Annotated in this window: 16 protein-coding genes; all 16 read left to right on the forward strand. The window is 39.8% G+C overall.

Annotation, left to right across the window (positions count from 1 at the left end):
• Positions 1-48 precede the first annotated feature (48 nt).
• On the forward strand, positions 49-918 hold the full coding sequence (locus B7698_RS08330) for a branched-chain amino acid ABC transporter permease (protein ID WP_000941427.1): 870 nt from the start codon (positions 49-51) through the stop codon (positions 916-918).
• 3 nt (positions 919-921) lie between these two features.
• Positions 922-1,878, forward strand: a complete 957-nt coding sequence (locus B7698_RS08335; protein ID WP_084865247.1) for a branched-chain amino acid ABC transporter permease — start codon at positions 922-924, stop codon at positions 1,876-1,878.
• Positions 1,878-2,642 (forward strand): ABC transporter ATP-binding protein, encoded by a 765-nt coding sequence (locus B7698_RS08340; protein WP_084865249.1) that lies wholly within the window; start codon positions 1,878-1,880, stop codon positions 2,640-2,642. The genes B7698_RS08335 and B7698_RS08340 overlap by 1 nt, the downstream gene beginning before the upstream one ends.
• The gene (locus B7698_RS08345) at positions 2,642-3,352 is read left to right on the forward strand and encodes an ABC transporter ATP-binding protein (RefSeq protein ID WP_049497486.1); all 711 of its coding nucleotides are present in this window, start codon (positions 2,642-2,644) and stop codon (positions 3,350-3,352) included. Before B7698_RS08340 ends, B7698_RS08345 begins: the two co-directional genes overlap by 1 nt.
• A gap of 358 nt (positions 3,353-3,710) precedes the next feature.
• Positions 3,711-4,367 carry a CBS domain-containing protein gene (locus tag B7698_RS08350; RefSeq protein ID WP_000268667.1) on the forward strand — a complete coding sequence of 219 codons (657 nt, stop codon included), beginning with the start codon at positions 3,711-3,713 and terminating at the stop codon, positions 4,365-4,367.
• Between the two features lie 108 nt (positions 4,368-4,475).
• A protein-coding gene (prfB, locus tag B7698_RS08360) for a peptide chain release factor 2 (protein ID WP_142358055.1) occupies positions 4,476-5,571 on the forward strand; the annotation gives its coding sequence in 2 pieces (ribosomal slippage) (positions 4,476-4,547 and positions 4,549-5,571; 1,095 coding nt in all).
• 17 nt (positions 5,572-5,588) lie between these two features.
• Positions 5,589-6,281 carry a cell division ATP-binding protein FtsE gene (ftsE, locus tag B7698_RS08365; protein WP_033687190.1) on the forward strand — a complete coding sequence of 231 codons (693 nt, stop codon included), beginning with the start codon at positions 5,589-5,591 and terminating at the stop codon, positions 6,279-6,281.
• Positions 6,274-7,200, forward strand: coding sequence for a permease-like cell division protein FtsX (gene ftsX, locus B7698_RS08370; protein WP_000625545.1), 927 nt, complete (start codon positions 6,274-6,276; stop codon positions 7,198-7,200). The genes ftsE and ftsX overlap by 8 nt, the downstream gene beginning before the upstream one ends.
• 180 nt (positions 7,201-7,380) lie before the next feature.
• A complete protein-coding gene (locus tag B7698_RS08375; RefSeq protein WP_084865253.1) occupies positions 7,381-9,561 on the forward strand; it encodes a PTS transporter subunit IIBC in 2,181 nt (726 codons plus the stop codon).
• 51 nt (positions 9,562-9,612) lie between these two features.
• Positions 9,613-10,428, forward strand: coding sequence for an endonuclease/exonuclease/phosphatase family protein (locus B7698_RS08380; protein WP_084865255.1), 816 nt, complete (start codon positions 9,613-9,615; stop codon positions 10,426-10,428).
• A gap of 140 nt (positions 10,429-10,568) precedes the next feature.
• On the forward strand, positions 10,569-11,912 hold the full coding sequence (locus B7698_RS08385) for a DEAD/DEAH box helicase (RefSeq protein WP_084865256.1): 1,344 nt from the start codon (positions 10,569-10,571) through the stop codon (positions 11,910-11,912).
• 381 nt (positions 11,913-12,293) lie between these two features.
• The gene (gene metK / locus B7698_RS08395; protein WP_084865258.1) at positions 12,294-13,484 is read left to right on the forward strand and encodes a methionine adenosyltransferase; all 1,191 of its coding nucleotides are present in this window, start codon (positions 12,294-12,296) and stop codon (positions 13,482-13,484) included.
• A gap of 87 nt (positions 13,485-13,571) precedes the next feature.
• The gene (pgdA, locus tag B7698_RS08400) at positions 13,572-14,963 is read left to right on the forward strand and encodes a peptidoglycan-N-acetylglucosamine deacetylase PgdA (RefSeq protein ID WP_084865259.1); all 1,392 of its coding nucleotides are present in this window, start codon (positions 13,572-13,574) and stop codon (positions 14,961-14,963) included.
• Positions 14,964-15,041: 78 nt separating this feature from the next.
• Positions 15,042-15,884 (forward strand): aldo/keto reductase, encoded by an 843-nt coding sequence (locus tag B7698_RS08405; protein WP_084865261.1) that lies wholly within the window; start codon positions 15,042-15,044, stop codon positions 15,882-15,884.
• 268 nt (positions 15,885-16,152) lie between these two features.
• Positions 16,153-16,524, forward strand: a complete 372-nt coding sequence (locus B7698_RS08410; RefSeq protein ID WP_084865263.1) for a GFA family protein — start codon at positions 16,153-16,155, stop codon at positions 16,522-16,524.
• Positions 16,525-16,734: 210 nt separating this feature from the next.
• A complete protein-coding gene (glyQ, locus tag B7698_RS08415) occupies positions 16,735-17,652 on the forward strand; it encodes a glycine--tRNA ligase subunit alpha (RefSeq protein WP_061865956.1) in 918 nt (305 codons plus the stop codon).
• Positions 17,653-17,849: the final 197 nt, after the last annotated feature.

Here is a 17,849-nt window from a genome sequence, read left to right on the forward strand (position 1 = left end):
AAAAGTGAGGGGAAACCCTCAAAATTATAAATAGAAAGAGTGAATCTTATGCTCCAACAACTAGTAAATGGTTTGATTCTAGGTAGTGTTTATGCGCTGTTAGCCCTAGGATATACCATGGTTTACGGAATTATCAAGCTCATCAACTTCGCCCACGGTGATATTTATATGATGGGAGCCTTTATCGGTTATTTCTTGATTAATTCTTTCCAAATGAATTTCTTTGTAGCTCTTATTGTAGCTATGTTAGCGACAGCCATTCTTGGTGTCGTGATTGAGTTCCTTGCTTACCGACCTTTGCGTCACTCTACTCGTATTGCTGTTTTGATTACAGCTATTGGGGTTTCTTTCCTATTGGAATATGGGATGGTCTATCTGGTTGGTGCTAATACCCGTGCCTTCCCTCAAGCGATTCAAACAGTTCGCTATGATTTGGGACCAGTTAGCCTAACAAACGTGCAGTTAATGATTTTGGCCATTTCCTTGATTTTGATGATTTTGTTACAAGTCATTGTCCAAAAGACTAAGATGGGGAAAGCCATGCGTGCAGTATCCGTAGATAGCGATGCGGCGCAATTGATGGGGATCAATGTAAACCGTACTATCAGCTTTACCTTCGCTTTGGGGTCAGCTCTTGCGGGTGCGGCTGGTGTTCTGATTGCCCTCTATTATAACTCTCTTGAGCCTTTGATGGGAGTTACTCCAGGTCTTAAATCTTTCGTTGCCGCAGTACTTGGTGGTATCGGAATTATTCCTGGTGCAGCTCTTGGTGGTTTTGTGATTGGTCTATTGGAAACCTTTGCGACAGCCTTTGGAATGTCAGACTTCCGTGATGCCATTGTTTATGGAATCTTGTTGTTGATCTTGATTGTCCGCCCAGCTGGTATCCTTGGTAAAAATGTGAAAGAGAAGGTGTAAACGATGAAGGAAAATTTAAAAGTTAATATTCTATGGTTACTCCTTTTGTTAGCTGGCTATGGCTTGATTAGTGTATTGGTTTCAGTCGGAGTACTTAATCTATTCTATGTACAGATTTTACAACAAATTGGAATTAATATTATTCTGGCTGTTGGTCTCAACTTAATCGTTGGTTTTTCAGGCCAATTTTCACTTGGTCATGCTGGTTTCATGGCGATTGGTGCCTATGCAGCAGCTGTTATTGGTTCTAAATCACCAACCTACGGTGCCTTCTTTGGAGCTATGCTTGTAGGGGCTTTGCTTTCAGGAGCAGTTGCCTTGCTTGTCGGAATTCCAACCTTGCGCTTGAAGGGGGACTATCTTGCGGTAGCGACTCTAGGTGTTTCTGAAATTATCCGTATCTTTATCATCAATGGCGGAAGCCTTACAAATGGTGCGGCAGGTATCTTGGGAATTCCTAACTTTACAACTTGGCAAATGGTTTACTTCTTTGTCGTGATTACAACTATTGCAACCTTGAACTTCTTGCGTAGTCCAATTGGACGTTCAACCCTCTCCGTTCGTGAGGATGAAATCGCTGCAGAGTCAGTCGGTGTTAATACAACTAAAATTAAAATCATCGCTTTTGTCTTTGGTGCCATTACTGCAAGTATTGCAGGGTCACTTCAGGCAGGATTTATCGGGTCTGTTGTACCGAAAGATTACACATTCATTAACTCAATCAACGTATTGATTATTGTTGTATTTGGTGGACTTGGTTCCATTACAGGTGCCATCGTTTCAGCTATTGTTCTTGGAATTTTGAATATGCTTCTCCAAGATGTTGCCAGCGTGCGTATGATTATCTACGCTTTGGCCTTGGTATTGGTAATGATTTTCAGACCAGGTGGACTCCTTGGAACATGGGAATTGAGCCTATCACGTTTCTTTAAAAAATCTAAGAAGGAGGAACAAAACTAATGGCATTACTTGAAGTAAAACAGTTAACCAAACATTTTGGCGGTCTAACAGCTGTTGGAGATGTGACTCTTGAATTGAACGAAGGGGAACTGGTTGGACTAATCGGACCAAACGGAGCTGGAAAAACCACTCTTTTCAACCTTTTGACCGGTGTTTATGAACCAAGTGAGGGAACAGTAACACTAGATGGTCACCTTTTGAATGGAAATTCACCTTATAAGATTGCTTCTTTGGGACTTGGACGTACATTCCAAAATATCCGTCTCTTTAAAGATTTAACAGTTTTGGACAATGTTTTGATTGCTTTTGGAAACCATCACAAACAACATGTTTTTGCTAGTTTTTTGCGCTTACCAGCTTTTTACAAGAGTGAAAAAGAATTAAAGGCTAAAGCCTTGGAATTGCTTAAAATCTTTGATTTAGATGGTGATGCAGAAACTCTTGCTAAAAATCTTGCCTACGGACAACAACGTCGTTTAGAAATTGTTCGTGCCCTCGCTACGGAACCTAAAATTCTCTTTTTAGATGAACCAGCTGCAGGTATGAATCCGCAGGAAACAGCAGAATTGACTGAGTTAATTCGTCGTATCAAAGATGAATTTAAGATTACGATCATGCTGATTGAACACGATATGAATCTGGTCATGGAAGTGACAGAACGTATCTACGTACTTGAATATGGTCGTTTGATTGCTCAGGGAACTCCAGACGAAATTAAGACCAATAAACGCGTTATCGAAGCTTATCTAGGAGGTGAAGCCTAATGTCTATGTTAAAAGTTGATAATCTTTCTGTGCATTACGGCATGATCCAAGCAGTCCGTGATGTAAGCTTTGAAGTGAATGAAGGAGAAGTTGTTTCCCTTATCGGTGCCAATGGTGCAGGTAAGACAACCATTCTCCGTACCTTGTCTGGTTTGGTTAGACCAAGTTCTGGAAAGATTGAATTTTTAGGTCAAGAAATCCAAAAAATGCCGGCTCAGAAAATCGTGGCAGGTGGTCTTTCACAAGTTCCAGAAGGGCGCCACGTCTTTCCTGGCTTGACTGTCTTGGAAAATCTTGAAATGGGAGCTTTCTTAAAGAAAAACCGTGAAGAAAATCAAGCCAACTTGAAGAAAGTTTTCTCACGCTTTCCTCGTCTTGAAGAACGGAAGAACCAAGATGCAGCTACTCTTTCAGGGGGAGAACAGCAAATGCTTGCCATGGGACGCGCCCTCATGTCAACACCAAAACTTCTTCTTTTAGATGAACCATCAATGGGACTTGCCCCAATCTTTATCCAAGAGATTTTTGATATCATTCAAGACATCCAGAAACAAGGAACAACCGTCCTCTTGATTGAACAAAATGCCAATAAAGCACTCGCAATCTCTGACCGAGGCTATGTATTGGAAACAGGGAAAATCGTTCTATCAGGAACAGGAAAAGAACTCGCCTCATCAGAAGAAGTCAGAAAAGCATATCTAGGTGGCTAAAAAGGTCCGGGGGACCTTTTTAGTCGGCGGATGAAGATTGCGAAGCAATTATCAAATCTACTGGATTGTTTTAGTCGGTGGATGAGGATTACGAAGTAATCATCATTATAGTCCAGGGTACCTTTTTAGTTGACAGATAAAGATTGTAAAGCAATCTTTATCTACATTAAAAGGTTAATTTCTAATAATTGAAAAAATGGAATGAAACGTTTCTTACATTCATTCAGAGGGCTCGATTTCAGAGCTCTTTTTGCTAGCTTATTCATACTTTTCTGAATTTTGAAAAAGAAATGTAAGCGTTTGATAGATTTACAAAAAGATTGTATAATAGGGATAAGAATAGAAAAGGAGAAGTCTCATGGCAGTTAAAGATTTTATGACCCGCAAGGTAGTTTATATTAGTCCAGATACAACAGTATCTCATGCAGCAGATTTGATGAGAGAGCAAGGGTTGCACCGCTTGCCTGTTATCGAAAATGATCAATTGGTTGGTTTGGTAACTGAGGGAACCATTGCCCAAGCTAGTCCATCCAAAGCAACAAGTCTTTCTATCTATGAGATGAATTATCTTCTAAATAAGACAAAAGTAAAAGATGTGATGATTCGTGATGTTGTCACTGTTTCAGGCTATGCGAGTCTAGAGGATGCAACTTATCTGATGTTGAAAAACAAGATTGGTATTCTTCCTGTCGTAGATAACCATCAAGTCTATGGGGTTATTACGGACCGTGACGTTTTCCAAGCCTTTCTTGAAATTGCTGGTTATGGTGAGGAAGGAATTCGTGTGCGCTTTGTTACGGAAAACGAAGTTGGCGTTCTTGGAAAAATTATTTCTTTGATTGTAGAAGAAAATTTGAATATCTCGCATACAGTCAATATTCCGCGTAAGGATGGTAAGGTGATTATCGAAGTTCAAATCGATGGATCAATTGATTTACCAGCCTTGAAAGAAAAATTTGAATCAGAGAATATTCAGGTAGAAGAAATCACTCGTACCTCAGCAAAAGTCTTGTAAGAAAGGAAGCCGAAAGGCTTCTTTTTACGTGTAATAAGGGATTAGAGCAAAAGATGGAAAGAAATGATAAAATATGCTATAATGAAATAATGTAAAAAAGGAGTATTTATGGACATTTCAGTAATTCGTCAGAAAATTGACGCAAATCGTGAAAAATTAGCTTCTTTCAGGGGGTCTCTTTGACCTCGAAGGTTTAGAGGAAGAGATTGCCATCTTGGAAAACAAGATGACAGAACCTGATTTTTGGAACGATAATATCGCGGCCCAAAAAACGTCGCAAGAATTAAATGAATTAAAAAACACCTATAACACCTTCCACAAAATGGAAGAGTTGCAGGATGAAGTCGAAATTTTATTAGACTTTTTAGCTGAAGATGAGTCGGTGCATGAAGAATTGGTTGAACAGTTGTCAGAACTTGCTAAGATGATGACCAGTTACGAGATGACCTTGCTCTTGTCAGAACCTTATGACCATAATAATGCGATTTTGGAAATCCATCCAGGATCGGGTGGTACCGAGGCTCAGGACTGGGGTGATATGTTGCTTCGTATGTATACTCGCTATGGAAATGCTAAAGGCTTTAAAGTGGAAGTATTGGATTACCAAGCAGGAGATGAAGCTGGTATCAAGTCAGTAACCTTATCTTTTGAAGGACCTAATGCCTATGGTCTTCTCAAGTCAGAAATGGGTGTACACCGTTTGGTACGAATTTCACCATTTGACTCTGCTAAACGTCGCCACACCTCTTTCACATCTGTAGAAGTGATGCCAGAATTGGATGATACTATTGAAGTAGAAATCCGTGAAGATGATATCAAGATGGATACTTTCCGTTCAGGTGGTGCTGGTGGACAAAACGTCAACAAGGTTTCCACAGGTGTGCGTTTGACACACATTCCTACGGGAACTGTCGTTCAGTCAACAGTCGATCGTACCCAGTATGGAAATAGAGATCGTGCCATGAAGATGTTGCAGGCTAAGCTCTATCAAATGGAGCAGGAGAAGAAAGCTGCGGAAGTCGATTCCCTCAAGGGTGAGAAAAAGGAAATCACATGGGGAAGTCAAATTCGTTCTTATGTTTTCACGCCATATACTATGGTAAAAGACCATCGAACTAACTTTGAAGTTGCACAAGTAGATAAGGTTATGGATGGAGACCTAGATGGTTTTATTGATGCCTATCTCAAGTGGAGAATCAGCTAAGATAGAAAGGAACTCACATGTCAATTATTGAAATGAGAGATGTCGTCAAAAAATACGACAACGGAACGACTGCCCTACGTGGTGTTTCGGTAAGCGTTCAACCAGGGGAATTTGTTTACATCGTAGGACCTTCAGGAGCTGGGAAGTCAACATTTATTAGAGCTTTGTACCGCGAAGTAAAAATCGAAAAAGGAAGCTTATCTGTTGCTGGTTTTAATCTGGTTAAAATTAAAAAGAAAGATGTTCCTCTCCTACGTCGTAGTGTTGGGGTTGTCTTCCAAGATTATAAACTGTTACCAAAGAAAACCGTTTATGAAAATATTGCTTATGCAATGGAGGTAATTGGAGAAAGTCGCCGTAATATCAAAAAACGTGTTATGGAAGTTTTAGACTTGGTTGGATTGAAGCATAAGGTTCGTTCTTTCCCAAATGAACTTTCGGGGGGAGAACAACAGCGTATTGCAATAGCACGTGCCATTGTAAACAATCCAAAAGTATTGATTGCGGACGAACCAACAGGAAACTTGGACCCAGATAATTCATGGGAAATTATGAACTTGCTGGAACGCATCAATCTCCAAGGTACAACTGTCTTGATGGCTACCCACAACAGTCAGATTGTAAATACCTTGCGCCACCGTGTCATTGCCATTGAAAATGGCCGTGTCGTTCGTGACGAAGCTAAAGGAGAATATGGATACGATGATTAGTAGATTTTTTCGTCATTTATTTGAATCGTTAAAAAGTTTGAAACGAAATGGCTGGATGACAGTAGCTGCTGTTAGTTCAGTTATGATTACTTTGACCTTGGTTGCAATATTTGCATCTGTTATCTTTAATACGGCTAAACTAGCTACAGATATCGAAAATAATGTCCGAGTAATGGTATACATTCGTAAGGACGTAGCTGATAATAGTGAGACGATTGAAAAAGAAGGTCAAACTGTTACAAATAACGACTACCATAAGGTATATGATGCTTTGAAAGGTATGTCAACCGTTAAAAGTGTTACGTTTTCAAGTAAAGAAGAACAGTATGAAAAGTTGACAGAAACAATGGGGGACAACTGGAAAATCTTTGAAGGTGATGCCAATCCTCTCTATGATGCTTATATCGTTGATACTAATACACCAAGTGATGTAAAGACAGTAGCAGAAGAAGCTAAAAAAATCGAAGGTGTATCAGAAGTTCAAGATGGTGGTGCTAATACAGAACGCTTGTTTAAGTTAGCCTCATTTATTCGTGTCTGGGGACTAGTTATCGCTGGATTATTGATTTTCATTGCGGTGTTCTTGATTTCTAATACTATACGTATCACCATCATTTCACGAAGTCGTGAAATTCAAATCATGCGTTTAGTAGGTGCTAAGAACGGTTATATCCGCGGACCTTTCTTGCTTGAAGGCGCCTTCATTGGTTTGCTTGGAGCAACACTTCCATCAGTTCTGGTATTTATTGTCTATAAAATGGTTTACCAATCGGTTAATAAGTCATTGGTTGGTCAGAACCTTTCAATGATATCACCAGAAGTATTCAGTCCACTGATGATTGCTCTATTATTTGTGATTGGAATTTTTATCGGTTCAATCGGATCAGGAATTTCAATGCGCCGATTCCTGAAAATCTAAAATAGAAGTATATTTGAGGAGATTTTAATATCTCCTTTTTTGCTACAAAAATTTTAGAAAAAAGTGTACTTTTTTTTTGTAAAAGCCTTTACAAAAAAAATTAAAGTGGTATAATTAAATCATAGAAAGTGCAAACGTTTTCGTAAAACGTTTGCCTAAATAAAAATAAAGGAGATTTGAATGATGAAAGATACATTCAAAAATGTCTTGTCTTTCGAGTTTTGGCAAAAATTCGGTAAGGCTTTGATGGTGGTTATCGCGGTTATGCCGGCTGCTGGTTTGATGATTTCAATCGGTAAGTCTATCGTAATGATTAACCCAACTTTTGCACCACTTGTAGTTACAGGTGGAATTCTTGAGCAAATTGGTTGGGGGGTTATCGGTAACCTTCACATTTTGTTTGCCCTAGCAATTGGAGGAAGCTGGGCTAAAGAACGTGCTGGTGGTGCTTTTGCCGCTGGTCTTGCCTTCATCTTGATTAACCGTATCACTGGTACAATCTTTGGTGTATCAGGAGATATGTTGAAAAATCCAGATGCTATGGTCACAACTCTCTTTGGTGGTTCAATCAAAGTTGCTGATTACTTCATCAGTGTTCTTGAAGCTCCGGCATTGAACATGGGTGTGTTTGTAGGTATTATCTCAGGTTTTGTAGGGGCAACTGCTTACAATAAATACTACAACTTCCGTAAACTTCCTGATGCACTTTCATTCTTCAACGGGAAACGTTTTGTACCATTTGTAGTTATTCTTCGTTCAGCAATCGCTGCAATTCTACTTGCTGCCTTCTGGCCAGTTGTTCAAACAGGTATCAATAGCTTTGGTATCTGGATTGCCAACTCACAAGAAACTGCTCCAATCCTTGCACCATTCTTGTATGGTACTTTGGAACGTTTGCTCTTGCCATTTGGTCTTCACCATATGTTGACTATCCCAATGAACTACACAGCTCTTGGTGGTACTTATGACATTTTAACTGGTGCAGCTAAAGGTACTCAAGTATTTGGTCAAGACCCACTATGGCTTGCATGGGTAACAGACCTTGTTAACCTTAAAGGTACAGATGCAAGTCACTACCAACAATTGTTAGATACTGTTCACCCAGCTCGTTTCAAAGTTGGACAAATGATCGGTTCATTCGGTATCTTGATGGGTGTGATTGTGGCTATCTACCGTAATGTCGATGCTGATAAGAAACATCAATATAAAGGTATGATGATTGCGACAGCTCTTGCAACATTCTTGACAGGGGTTACTGAACCAATCGAATACATGTTCATGTTTGTAGCAACACCTATGTATCTTGTTTACTCACTTGTTCAAGGTGCTGCCTTCGCTATGGCTGACGTAGTAAACCTACGTATGCACTCATTCGGTTCAATCGAGTTCTTGACTCGTACACCTATTGCGATTAGCGCTGGTATCGGTATGGATATTGTTAACTTTATCTGGGTAACTGTTCTCTTTGCCGTAATCATGTACTTTATCGCAAACTTCATGATTCAAAAATTCAACTACGCAACTCCAGGACGTAACGGAAATTACGAAACTGCTGAAGGTTCAGAAGAAGCTAGTAGCGAAGTGAAAGTTGCAGCAGGCTCTCAAGCTGTAAACATTATTAACCTTCTTGGTGGACGTGCAAACATCGTTGATGTTGATGCATGTATGACTCGTCTTCGTGTAACTGTAAAAGATGCTGACAAAGTCGGTGATGCAGAACAATGGAAAGCAGAAGGAGCTATGGGTCTTGTCATGAAAGGACAAGGAGTTCAAGCTATCTACGGTCCAAAAGCAGACGTATTGAAATCTGATATCCAAGATATTCTTGATTCAGGTGAAATCATTCCTGAAACTCTTCCAAGTCAAATGACAGAAGCACAACAAAACACTGTACACTACAAAGGTGTAACAGAGGAAGTTTACTCAGTAGCAGACGGTCAAGTTGTTGCTTTGGAACAAGTGAAAGATCCAGTATTTGCTCAAAAAATGATGGGCGACGGATTTGCTGTAGAACCTGCAAATGGAAACATTGTATCTCCAGTTTCAGGTACTGTATCAAGCATCTTCCCTACAAAACATGCTCTTGGTCTTGTGACTGAAGCAGGTCTTGAAGTACTTGTTCACATTGGTTTGGACACAGTAAGTCTTGAAGGAAAACCATTTACTGTTCATGTAGCTGAAGGACAAAAAGTTGCTGCAGGTGATCTTCTTGTCACAGCTGACTTGGATGCTATCCGTGTAGCAGGTCGTGAAACTTCAACAGTAGTTGTCTTCACAAATGCTGAAGCTATTAAATCAGTTAAATTAGAAAAAACAGGTTCTCTTGCAGCTAAAACAGCAGTTGCTAAAGTAGAATTGTAATATACTTGAGGTTGGAAGCTGTTTTCCAACCTCTTGTTTTGGGAGAAAAGCATGAAATTTTTAACACTCAATACTCATAGCTGGATGGAAAAAGAAGCTGAGGAAAAATTCCAGCTCTTGCTTGAAGATATTCTTGATAAAGACTATGATTTGATTTGTTTCCAAGAAATCAATCAGGAGATCACTTCACCAGAGGTGGAGGTTAATGACCTTTATCAAGCTTTGCCAGCTGCTGAGCCTATTCACCAAGACCATTATGTTAGACTTTTGGTTGAAAAGTTGTCTGAGCAAGGAAAAGATTACTACTGGACTTGGGCCTATAACCATATCGGTTATGACCGCTACCATGAAGGTGTGGCTATCTTGTCTAAAACACCTATTGAAGCCAGAGAAATTTTGGTTTCAGATGTGGATGATCCAACAGACTATCATACTCGCCGTGTCGCCCTGGCTGAAACTGTAGTCGATGGTAATGAACTTGCAGTTGCCAGTGTCCATCTTTCTTGGTGGGATAAAGGTTTCCAAGAAGAATGGGCACGATTTGAGGCTGTCTTGAAAGAATTGAACAAGCCACTTTTGCTGGCTGGAGATTTCAATAACCCAGCTGGTCAGGAAGGTTACAAAGCTATTTTAGCTAGCCCATTAGGTTTACAAGACGCATTTGAAGTTGCTCAAGAGAAAAGTGGTAGCTATACTGTTCCACCAGAAATTGATGGCTGGAAGGGGAACACAGAACCCCTTCGAATCGACTATGTTTTTACTACCAAAGAGTTAGCGGTGGAAAATTTACATGTCGTATTTGATGGCAACAATAGTCCGCAAGTTAGTGATCACTATGGCTTGAATGCTATTTTAAACTGGAAATAATGACTAAAAAGAGGTTGGAATTATAACTTTCCAGCCTTTTTCTGACTAGAAAAGGTACTGGAAATAGCCTAAATAAGTGAGACTACTGAAATGGAATAAAATATGGTATAATTGATAAGATAGATAGAATCGAGGATATTATGTCATTTACGAAATTTCAATTTAAAAACTATATTAGAGAAGCCTTGGAGGAGTTGAAATTTACAACTCCAACAGAGGTGCAAGACAAGTTGATTCCTATTGTTTTGGCAGGTCGTGACCTAGTCGGTGAATCAAAAACAGGTTCGGGTAAGACTCACACTTTTCTATTGCCGATTTTCCAGCAATTAGATGAAGCCAGCGATAGTGTTCAAGCAGTCATTACTGCACCGAGCCGTGAATTAGCTACTCAAATTTACCAAGCAGCCCGTCAGATTGCTACTCACTCAGAAGTAGAAATTCGTGTGGTTAATTATGTGGGTGGTACAGATAAGGCTCGCCAGATTGACAAATTGGCAAGTAACCAGCCTCATATTGTTATCGGAACGCCAGGTCGTATCTATGACTTGGTTAAATCTGGTGATTTAGCTATTCATAAAGCTAAGACCTTTGTGGTCGATGAGGCAGACATGACCTTGGATATGGGATTTTTAGAAACTGTTGATAAGATTGCTGGAAGCCTTCCAAAAGATCTGCAATTCATGGTTTTCTCAGCGACTATTCCACAAAAACTGCAACCATTCTTGAAAAAATACTTATCAAATCCTGTTATGGAGAAAATCAAGACCAAAACGGTCATTTCTGATACCATTGATAATTGGTTGATTTCTACTAAGGGACGTGACAAGAATGCTCAAATTTACCAGTTGACTCAGTTGATGCAACCGTATTTGGCAATGATTTTTGTTAACACTAAAACGCGTGCTGATGAATTGCATTCATATCTGACTGCTCAAGGTTTGAAAGTTGCCAAGATTCATGGAGATATTGCCCCTCGTGAGCGCAAACGTATCATGAACCAGGTGAAAAATCTGGATTTTGAGTATATTGTCGCAACAGATTTGGCAGCACGTGGGATTGATATTGAAGGTGTCAGCCATGTCATCAATGATGCCATTCCGCAAGATTTGTCTTTCTTCGTGCACCGTGTTGGTCGTACTGGACGAAATGGCCTACCAGGTACAGCTATTACTCTTTATCAGCCAAGTGATGACTCGGATATCCGTGAGTTGGAGAAATTGGGAATCAAGTTTACTCCTAAGATGGTCAAAGACGGGGAATTTCAAGATACTTATGACCGTGATCGTCGTGCTAACCGTGAGAAAAAACAAGATAAACTTGATATCGAAATGATTGGTTTGGTTAAAAAGAAAAAGAAAAAAGTCAAACCAGGTTATAAGAAGAAAATTCAATGGGCGGTTGATGAAAAGCGCCGCAAAACTAAGCGCGCTGAAAATCGCGCTCGTGGCCGTGCAGAGCGTAAAGCAAAACGCCAAACATTTTAATAGAAAAAGTTGGAGTACTGAGCTCCAACTTTTTTGTATTTATGAGAACGAACTATCTAAACAGAAACACTACATTAAAGACTGCAAATTGCGCTAAAAAATGGTATAATGATAAAGTTATATAGTCCCGATAAGATGGTAGGTATTTATCACTAAGAGTTTTCCTATCAGTACTTTGTAATTTGCAAAGACTGACGGCTCTAAAGTAGTCGCTCGTCATTTTACGGTTGCCGCTATAAGGCGGTCACACTATGCGCCTTACTAGCTTCAGAAATAAAAAAGTATCATTTTTATTTCTTACGCGTTGTAACTCTTAGAAAATGAAAATACCTATCAGTACTTTGTAACTCTATAACACTATTTTTAAGGGGGGACATTTTTATGTCAGAACGTAAATTATTCACGTCTGAATCTGTATCTGAGGGGCATCCAGATAAGATTGCAGACCAAATTTCGGATGCGATTTTGGATGCTATTTTAGCTAAAGATCCAGAGGCGCACGTTGCTGCTGAGACAGCTGTATATACTGGTTCAGTCCATGTTTTTGGTGAAATATCTACAAATGCTTATGTGGATATTAACCGTGTGGTTCGTGATACCATTGCAGAGATTGGCTACACTAATACAGAATATGGTTTTTCTGCTGAGACTGTAGGAGTACATCCATCTTTGGTGGAACAATCTCCTGACATTGCCCAAGGTGTTAACGAAGCCTTGGAGGTTCGTGGAAATGCAGACCAAGAGCCGCTGGACTTAATTGGTGCTGGAGACCAAGGTCTCATGTTTGGCTTTGCAGTGGATGAAACAGAAGAGCTCATGCCTTTACCAATTTCACTCAGTCATAAATTGGTTCGTCGTCTGGCAGAACTTCGTAAGTCTGGGGAAATTAGCTATCTTCGCCCAGATGCTAAATCACAAGTTACGGTTGAGTATGATGAAAATGACCGTCCAGTACGTGTGGACACAGTTGTTATTTCAACTCAGCACGATCCAGAAGTCAGCAACGAACAAATTCACAATGATGTCATTAACAAGGTTATCAAAGAGGTTATTCCAGCTTCTTACTTGGATGAGCAAACAAAATTCTTCATCAATCCTACTGGTCGTTTTGTAATCGGTGGACCTCAAGGGGACTCAGGTTTGACTGGTCGTAAGATTATCGTGGATACTTATGGTGGCTACTCCCGTCACGGTGGTGGTGCTTTCTCTGGTAAAGATGCGACTAAGGTGGACCGTTCTGCGTCATATGCGGCTCGATATATTGCAAAGAATATCGTTGCAGCAGGTCTTGCTAAGAAAGCAGAAGTGCAATTGGCTTACGCTATCGGTGTTGCGCAACCCGTCTCTGTTCGTATCGATACCTTTGGTACAGGAACAGTAGCTGAAAGCAAGCTTGAAAAAGCAGCCCGTCAAATCTTTGACCTTCGCCCTGCAGGAATTATCCAAATGCTGGACCTCAAGCGCCCAATTTACCGTCAAACAGCGGCTTATGGACACATGGGACGTACAGATATTGATCTTCCATGGGAACGTTTGGACAAGGTAGATGCTTTGAAAGAAGCAGTAAAATAAGATTTTAAGAGGGAGTTCCCCTCTTTTTAATATACTATTTCCTCTAAAATAATTGAAATTATAGCCTGAATTTGATATGATATCTCTATGGATAAAAGTAGAGCAAAACGTGTTGAGCACGATAAAAAGAGAATCGGTTTAATAGCCCTGGTAGCTATCTTTTCGGTAAGTATTTGTGTCCTTGGTTCAATGATTGGATACAAAGTATATACAAAGCAAAGTTTCGAACAAAAAATTGAGTCTTTAAAAAATGATAAAGATAATCAATTGAGTGAGGGAAATCAGAAGGATCATTTTCGTAAGGGACAAGCAGAAGTAATTGCCTATTATCCTCTCCAAGGGGAGCAAGTCATTTCATCTGTAAAAGAAATCATGACACAGGATATTAAGGAAAATCTGGAAGACAAAGAAAATCTGGTTTTTTATTATACGGAGAAACAGGATTCGACTTTAAAAGGGATTGTCAACCGAAGTGTGATGAAACAAGTCTATGATTTAACTTCGTCAAAAGTTGAAGAGACTGAAAAAACTAGTCTGGCAAAAGTACATTTGACAGAAGATGGTAAACCTTTTACACTTGATCAATTATTTTCAGATGCTAGTAAGGCCAAAGAGAAACTGATAAAAGAGCTGACTTCTTTCTTACAGGACAAGAAATTGGAGCAAGAAAAGATTGATCAAGTTGTTAAAGGCTTCTCTGACCAAGACTTATCTGCATGGAATTTTGATTACAAGGATAGTCAGATTATCCTTTATCCAAGTCAGTCAGTTGAAAATCTGGATGAGATTGCCTTGCCAGTATCTAGTTTCTTTGAAGTTATTCAGTCCTCTTATCTATTAGATAAGGATGCAGAGCTATATAAGGCTTATTATGAAAAGAAAAATCGTAAAGTAGTGGCCTTGACTTTTGATGACGGACCAAATCCTGCAACGACAAATCAAGCATTAGATACACTTTCTAAGTATGGTATCAAGGCAACTTTCTTTGTTTTAGGTAAGAATGTTTCTGGAAATGAAGAGATTTTGAAACGTATGAAATCGGATGGCCATGTTATTGGAAACCATAGTTGGAGTCATCCAGTGCTTTCAAAACTTTCTCTTGATGAGGCTAAAAAACAAATTACTGATACTGAGGATGCGCTAACTAAGGTGCTGGGCTCTAGTTCTAAACTTATGCGTCCGCCTTATGGAGCCATTACAGATGACATTCGCAATAGCCTCGATTTGAGTTTTATTATGTGGGATGTGGATAGTCTGGACTGGAAGAGTAAAAATGAAGCAGCTATTTTGACAGAAATTCAGCGTGAAGTCAAGAATGGTTCTATTATTCTCATGCATGATATCCATGCTGAGACAGTAAATGCTCTACCAAAGGTTATTGACTATTTGAAAGGGCAAGGTTATTATTTTGTAACTGTACCAGATTTGTTAGATTCTCGTCTTAAACCTCACCAACTCTATTTCGATCGTGACCAATAATACATAAAATCTAAAGAGATAAGTTTTCTTTGAGAATTTGTTTCTTTGGATTTTCTTCTAATTTAGAAAGGAAAAATAATGAAATCTTATACTTTAAATAATGGCCTTCCAATTCCAGTTCTAGGATTTGGAACCTGGAAGGCTGAAAATGGGGAGATTGCCTATCAAGCTGTTCTAGAGGCTTTAAAGGCAGGCTATCGCCATATCGATACGGCAGCTATCTATAAAAATGAAGAAAGCGTTGGTCGTGCTATTCAAGATAGTGGCGTTCCGCGTGAGGAAATTTTTGTAACCAGCAAACTCTGGAATACAAATCACAACTATGAGCAAGCTCGTCAGGCTTTTGAAGAGTCTTTAGAGAAGCTGGGCTTGGAATATTTGGATTTGTATTTGATTCATTGGCCAAATCCAAAACCGCTCAGAGAAAATAACCACTGGAAAATCCGAAATTCAGAAGTTTGGAGAGCGATGGAAGACCTCTATCAAGAAGGTAAAATCCGTGCTATTGGAGTTAGTAATTTCCTTCCCCATCATTTGGATGCCTTGCTTGAAACAGCAACTATCGTTCCAGCAGTCAATCAAGTTCGTTTGGCTCCAGGTGTGTATCAAGAGGAAGTCGTAGATTACTGTCGAGAAAAAGGAATCTTATTGGAAGCTTGGGGACCTTTTGGTCAGGGAGAATTGTTTGATAGCAAGCAAGTCCAAGAAATCGCAGCAAATCATGGAAAATCGGTTGCTCAGATTGCCTTGGCCTGGAGCTTAGCAGAAGGATTTTTACCACTTCCAAAATCTGTCACAGCTTCTCGTATTCAAGCTAATCTTGATTGCTTTGGAATTGAACTGAGTCATGAGGAGCGTGAAACCTTAAAAGCGATTGCTGTTCAGTCTGGTGCTCCACGAGTTGATGATATGGATTTCTAGAAAATCATAAAAAGAATTGTACATTGTTCCAATTTTTGATATAATAGTCTGCAGGAAAGAAAGTCTTATGGCGTTCTTCAAGCGAGCTTGGGATAGTGGGAGCCAAGTAGGGCAAAATAAAGAACTGGCGCTTTCTGTAATATTTTTAAAAACAATGAAGTAATAAATTAGGGTGGAACCGCGTTTCTGACGCCCCTAGTCGCAAGGCTTGGGTGTTGAAATTCGGTTCTTTTTGAATTCGTCTAATGCCTAAGTAGAAAGGAGCATAATGCTTAAAGGATCTTGTTTATGTAAAGCAGTGACCTACACTCTAGATGAGGAATTATCGGAATTAGTTTTTTGTCATTGCTCATTTTGTCGGAAAGCAACTGCGTCTGCCTATACAGTTAATGCTAAAGTTAGCAGTGAAAAGCTAGTATTGCATGGAAAAGAAAAGCTTGTTTCCTATAGTTCTTCTCCAGGAAAACAGCGTTATTACTGCCAGAACTGTCATAGTCAAATTTTCACTGTTCAAGAAAATATACCAGAAGTCTGTGCTTTGAAATTAGGTACAATAGATGAATGCGATCAGAATTTACAAACTGTTCCTAAACGTCATATTTTTCAGGACCCAGCCTTTTCTTGGTTGCTTGAAAAATAAATCTAAGAAGATAATATAAATTAAAGGAGTAAAAAATGTCTAAGAAATTAACATTTTACTGCGTCAGTGGCAGAAACCTCCTTACAGTCGGACTGTCCCACGCTCAGCACTAGGGTGCTGAGCTAGACGCAGTACTAACTCGTCTTGCCTCGTATAATCGACGAGGCAGACTCGTGTCGCAAAAAATCATTTTTTATTAAGGAGTATTCAATGTCTAAGAAATTAACATTTCAAGAAATTATTTTGACTTTGCAACAATTTTGGAATGACCAAGGTTGTATGCTTATGCAGGCTTATGACAATGAAAAAGGTGCGGGAACCATGAGTCCTTACACTTTTCTTCGTGCTATCGGACCTGAGCCATGGAATGCAGCGTATGTGGAGCCATCACGTCGTCCTGCTGACGGTCGTTACGGGGAAAACCCTAACCGTCTCTACCAACATCACCAATTCCAGGTGGTCATGAAGCCATCTCCATCAAACATCCAAGAACTTTACCTTGAGTCTTTGGAAAAATTGGGAATCAATCCTTTGGAACACGATATTCGTTTCGTTGAGGACAACTGGGAAAACCCATCAACTGGTTCAGCTGGTCTTGGTTGGGAAGTTTGGCTTGATGGGATGGAAATTACTCAGTTCACTTATTTCCAACAAGTCGGTGGATTGGCAACTGGCCCTGTGACTGCGGAAGTTACCTATGGCTTGGAGCGTTTAGCTTCTTACATCCAAGAGGTTGATTCTGTCTATGATATCGAGTGGGCGGATGGTGTAAAATACGGAGAAATTTTCATCCAGCCTGAGTACGAGCATTCAAAATATTCATTTGAAATTTCAGATCAAGAAATGTTGCTGGAAAACTTTGATAAGTTTGAAAAAGAAGCTGGTCGTGCCTTGGAAGAAGGATTAGTGCACCCTGCCTATGACTATGTTCTCAAATGTTCACACACCTTTAACCTGCTTGATGCGCGTGGTGCCGTATCTGTAACAGAGCGCGCAGGCTATATCGCTCGTATCCGTAACTTGGCCCGTGTTGTAGCCAAAACCTTTGTCGCAGAACGCAAACGCCTAGGCTACCCACTTTTGGATGAAGTAACACGAGCTAAACTCTTAGCAGAAGACGCAGAATAAAGAAAGTGACAAATTACGAAAATGGGCGAACAGAGTGAGCCCTGAGCCAGTTGCCGCAGTGATGAAGGTATCCTTAGTGAAGCTAAGGATACTAGGCCAAATTGGAGACTTTTGGCTCCAATTTTAGCAATGAAACAACGAAGTTGGTTGCTTGCGTGCCAATCACATAAGGCAAGCTGGAAAATAAAAAGATACTT

The organism is Streptococcus mitis (assembly GCF_002096855.1).
GTDB classification, from domain to species: Bacteria; Bacillota; Bacilli; order Lactobacillales; family Streptococcaceae; genus Streptococcus; species Streptococcus mitis_Y.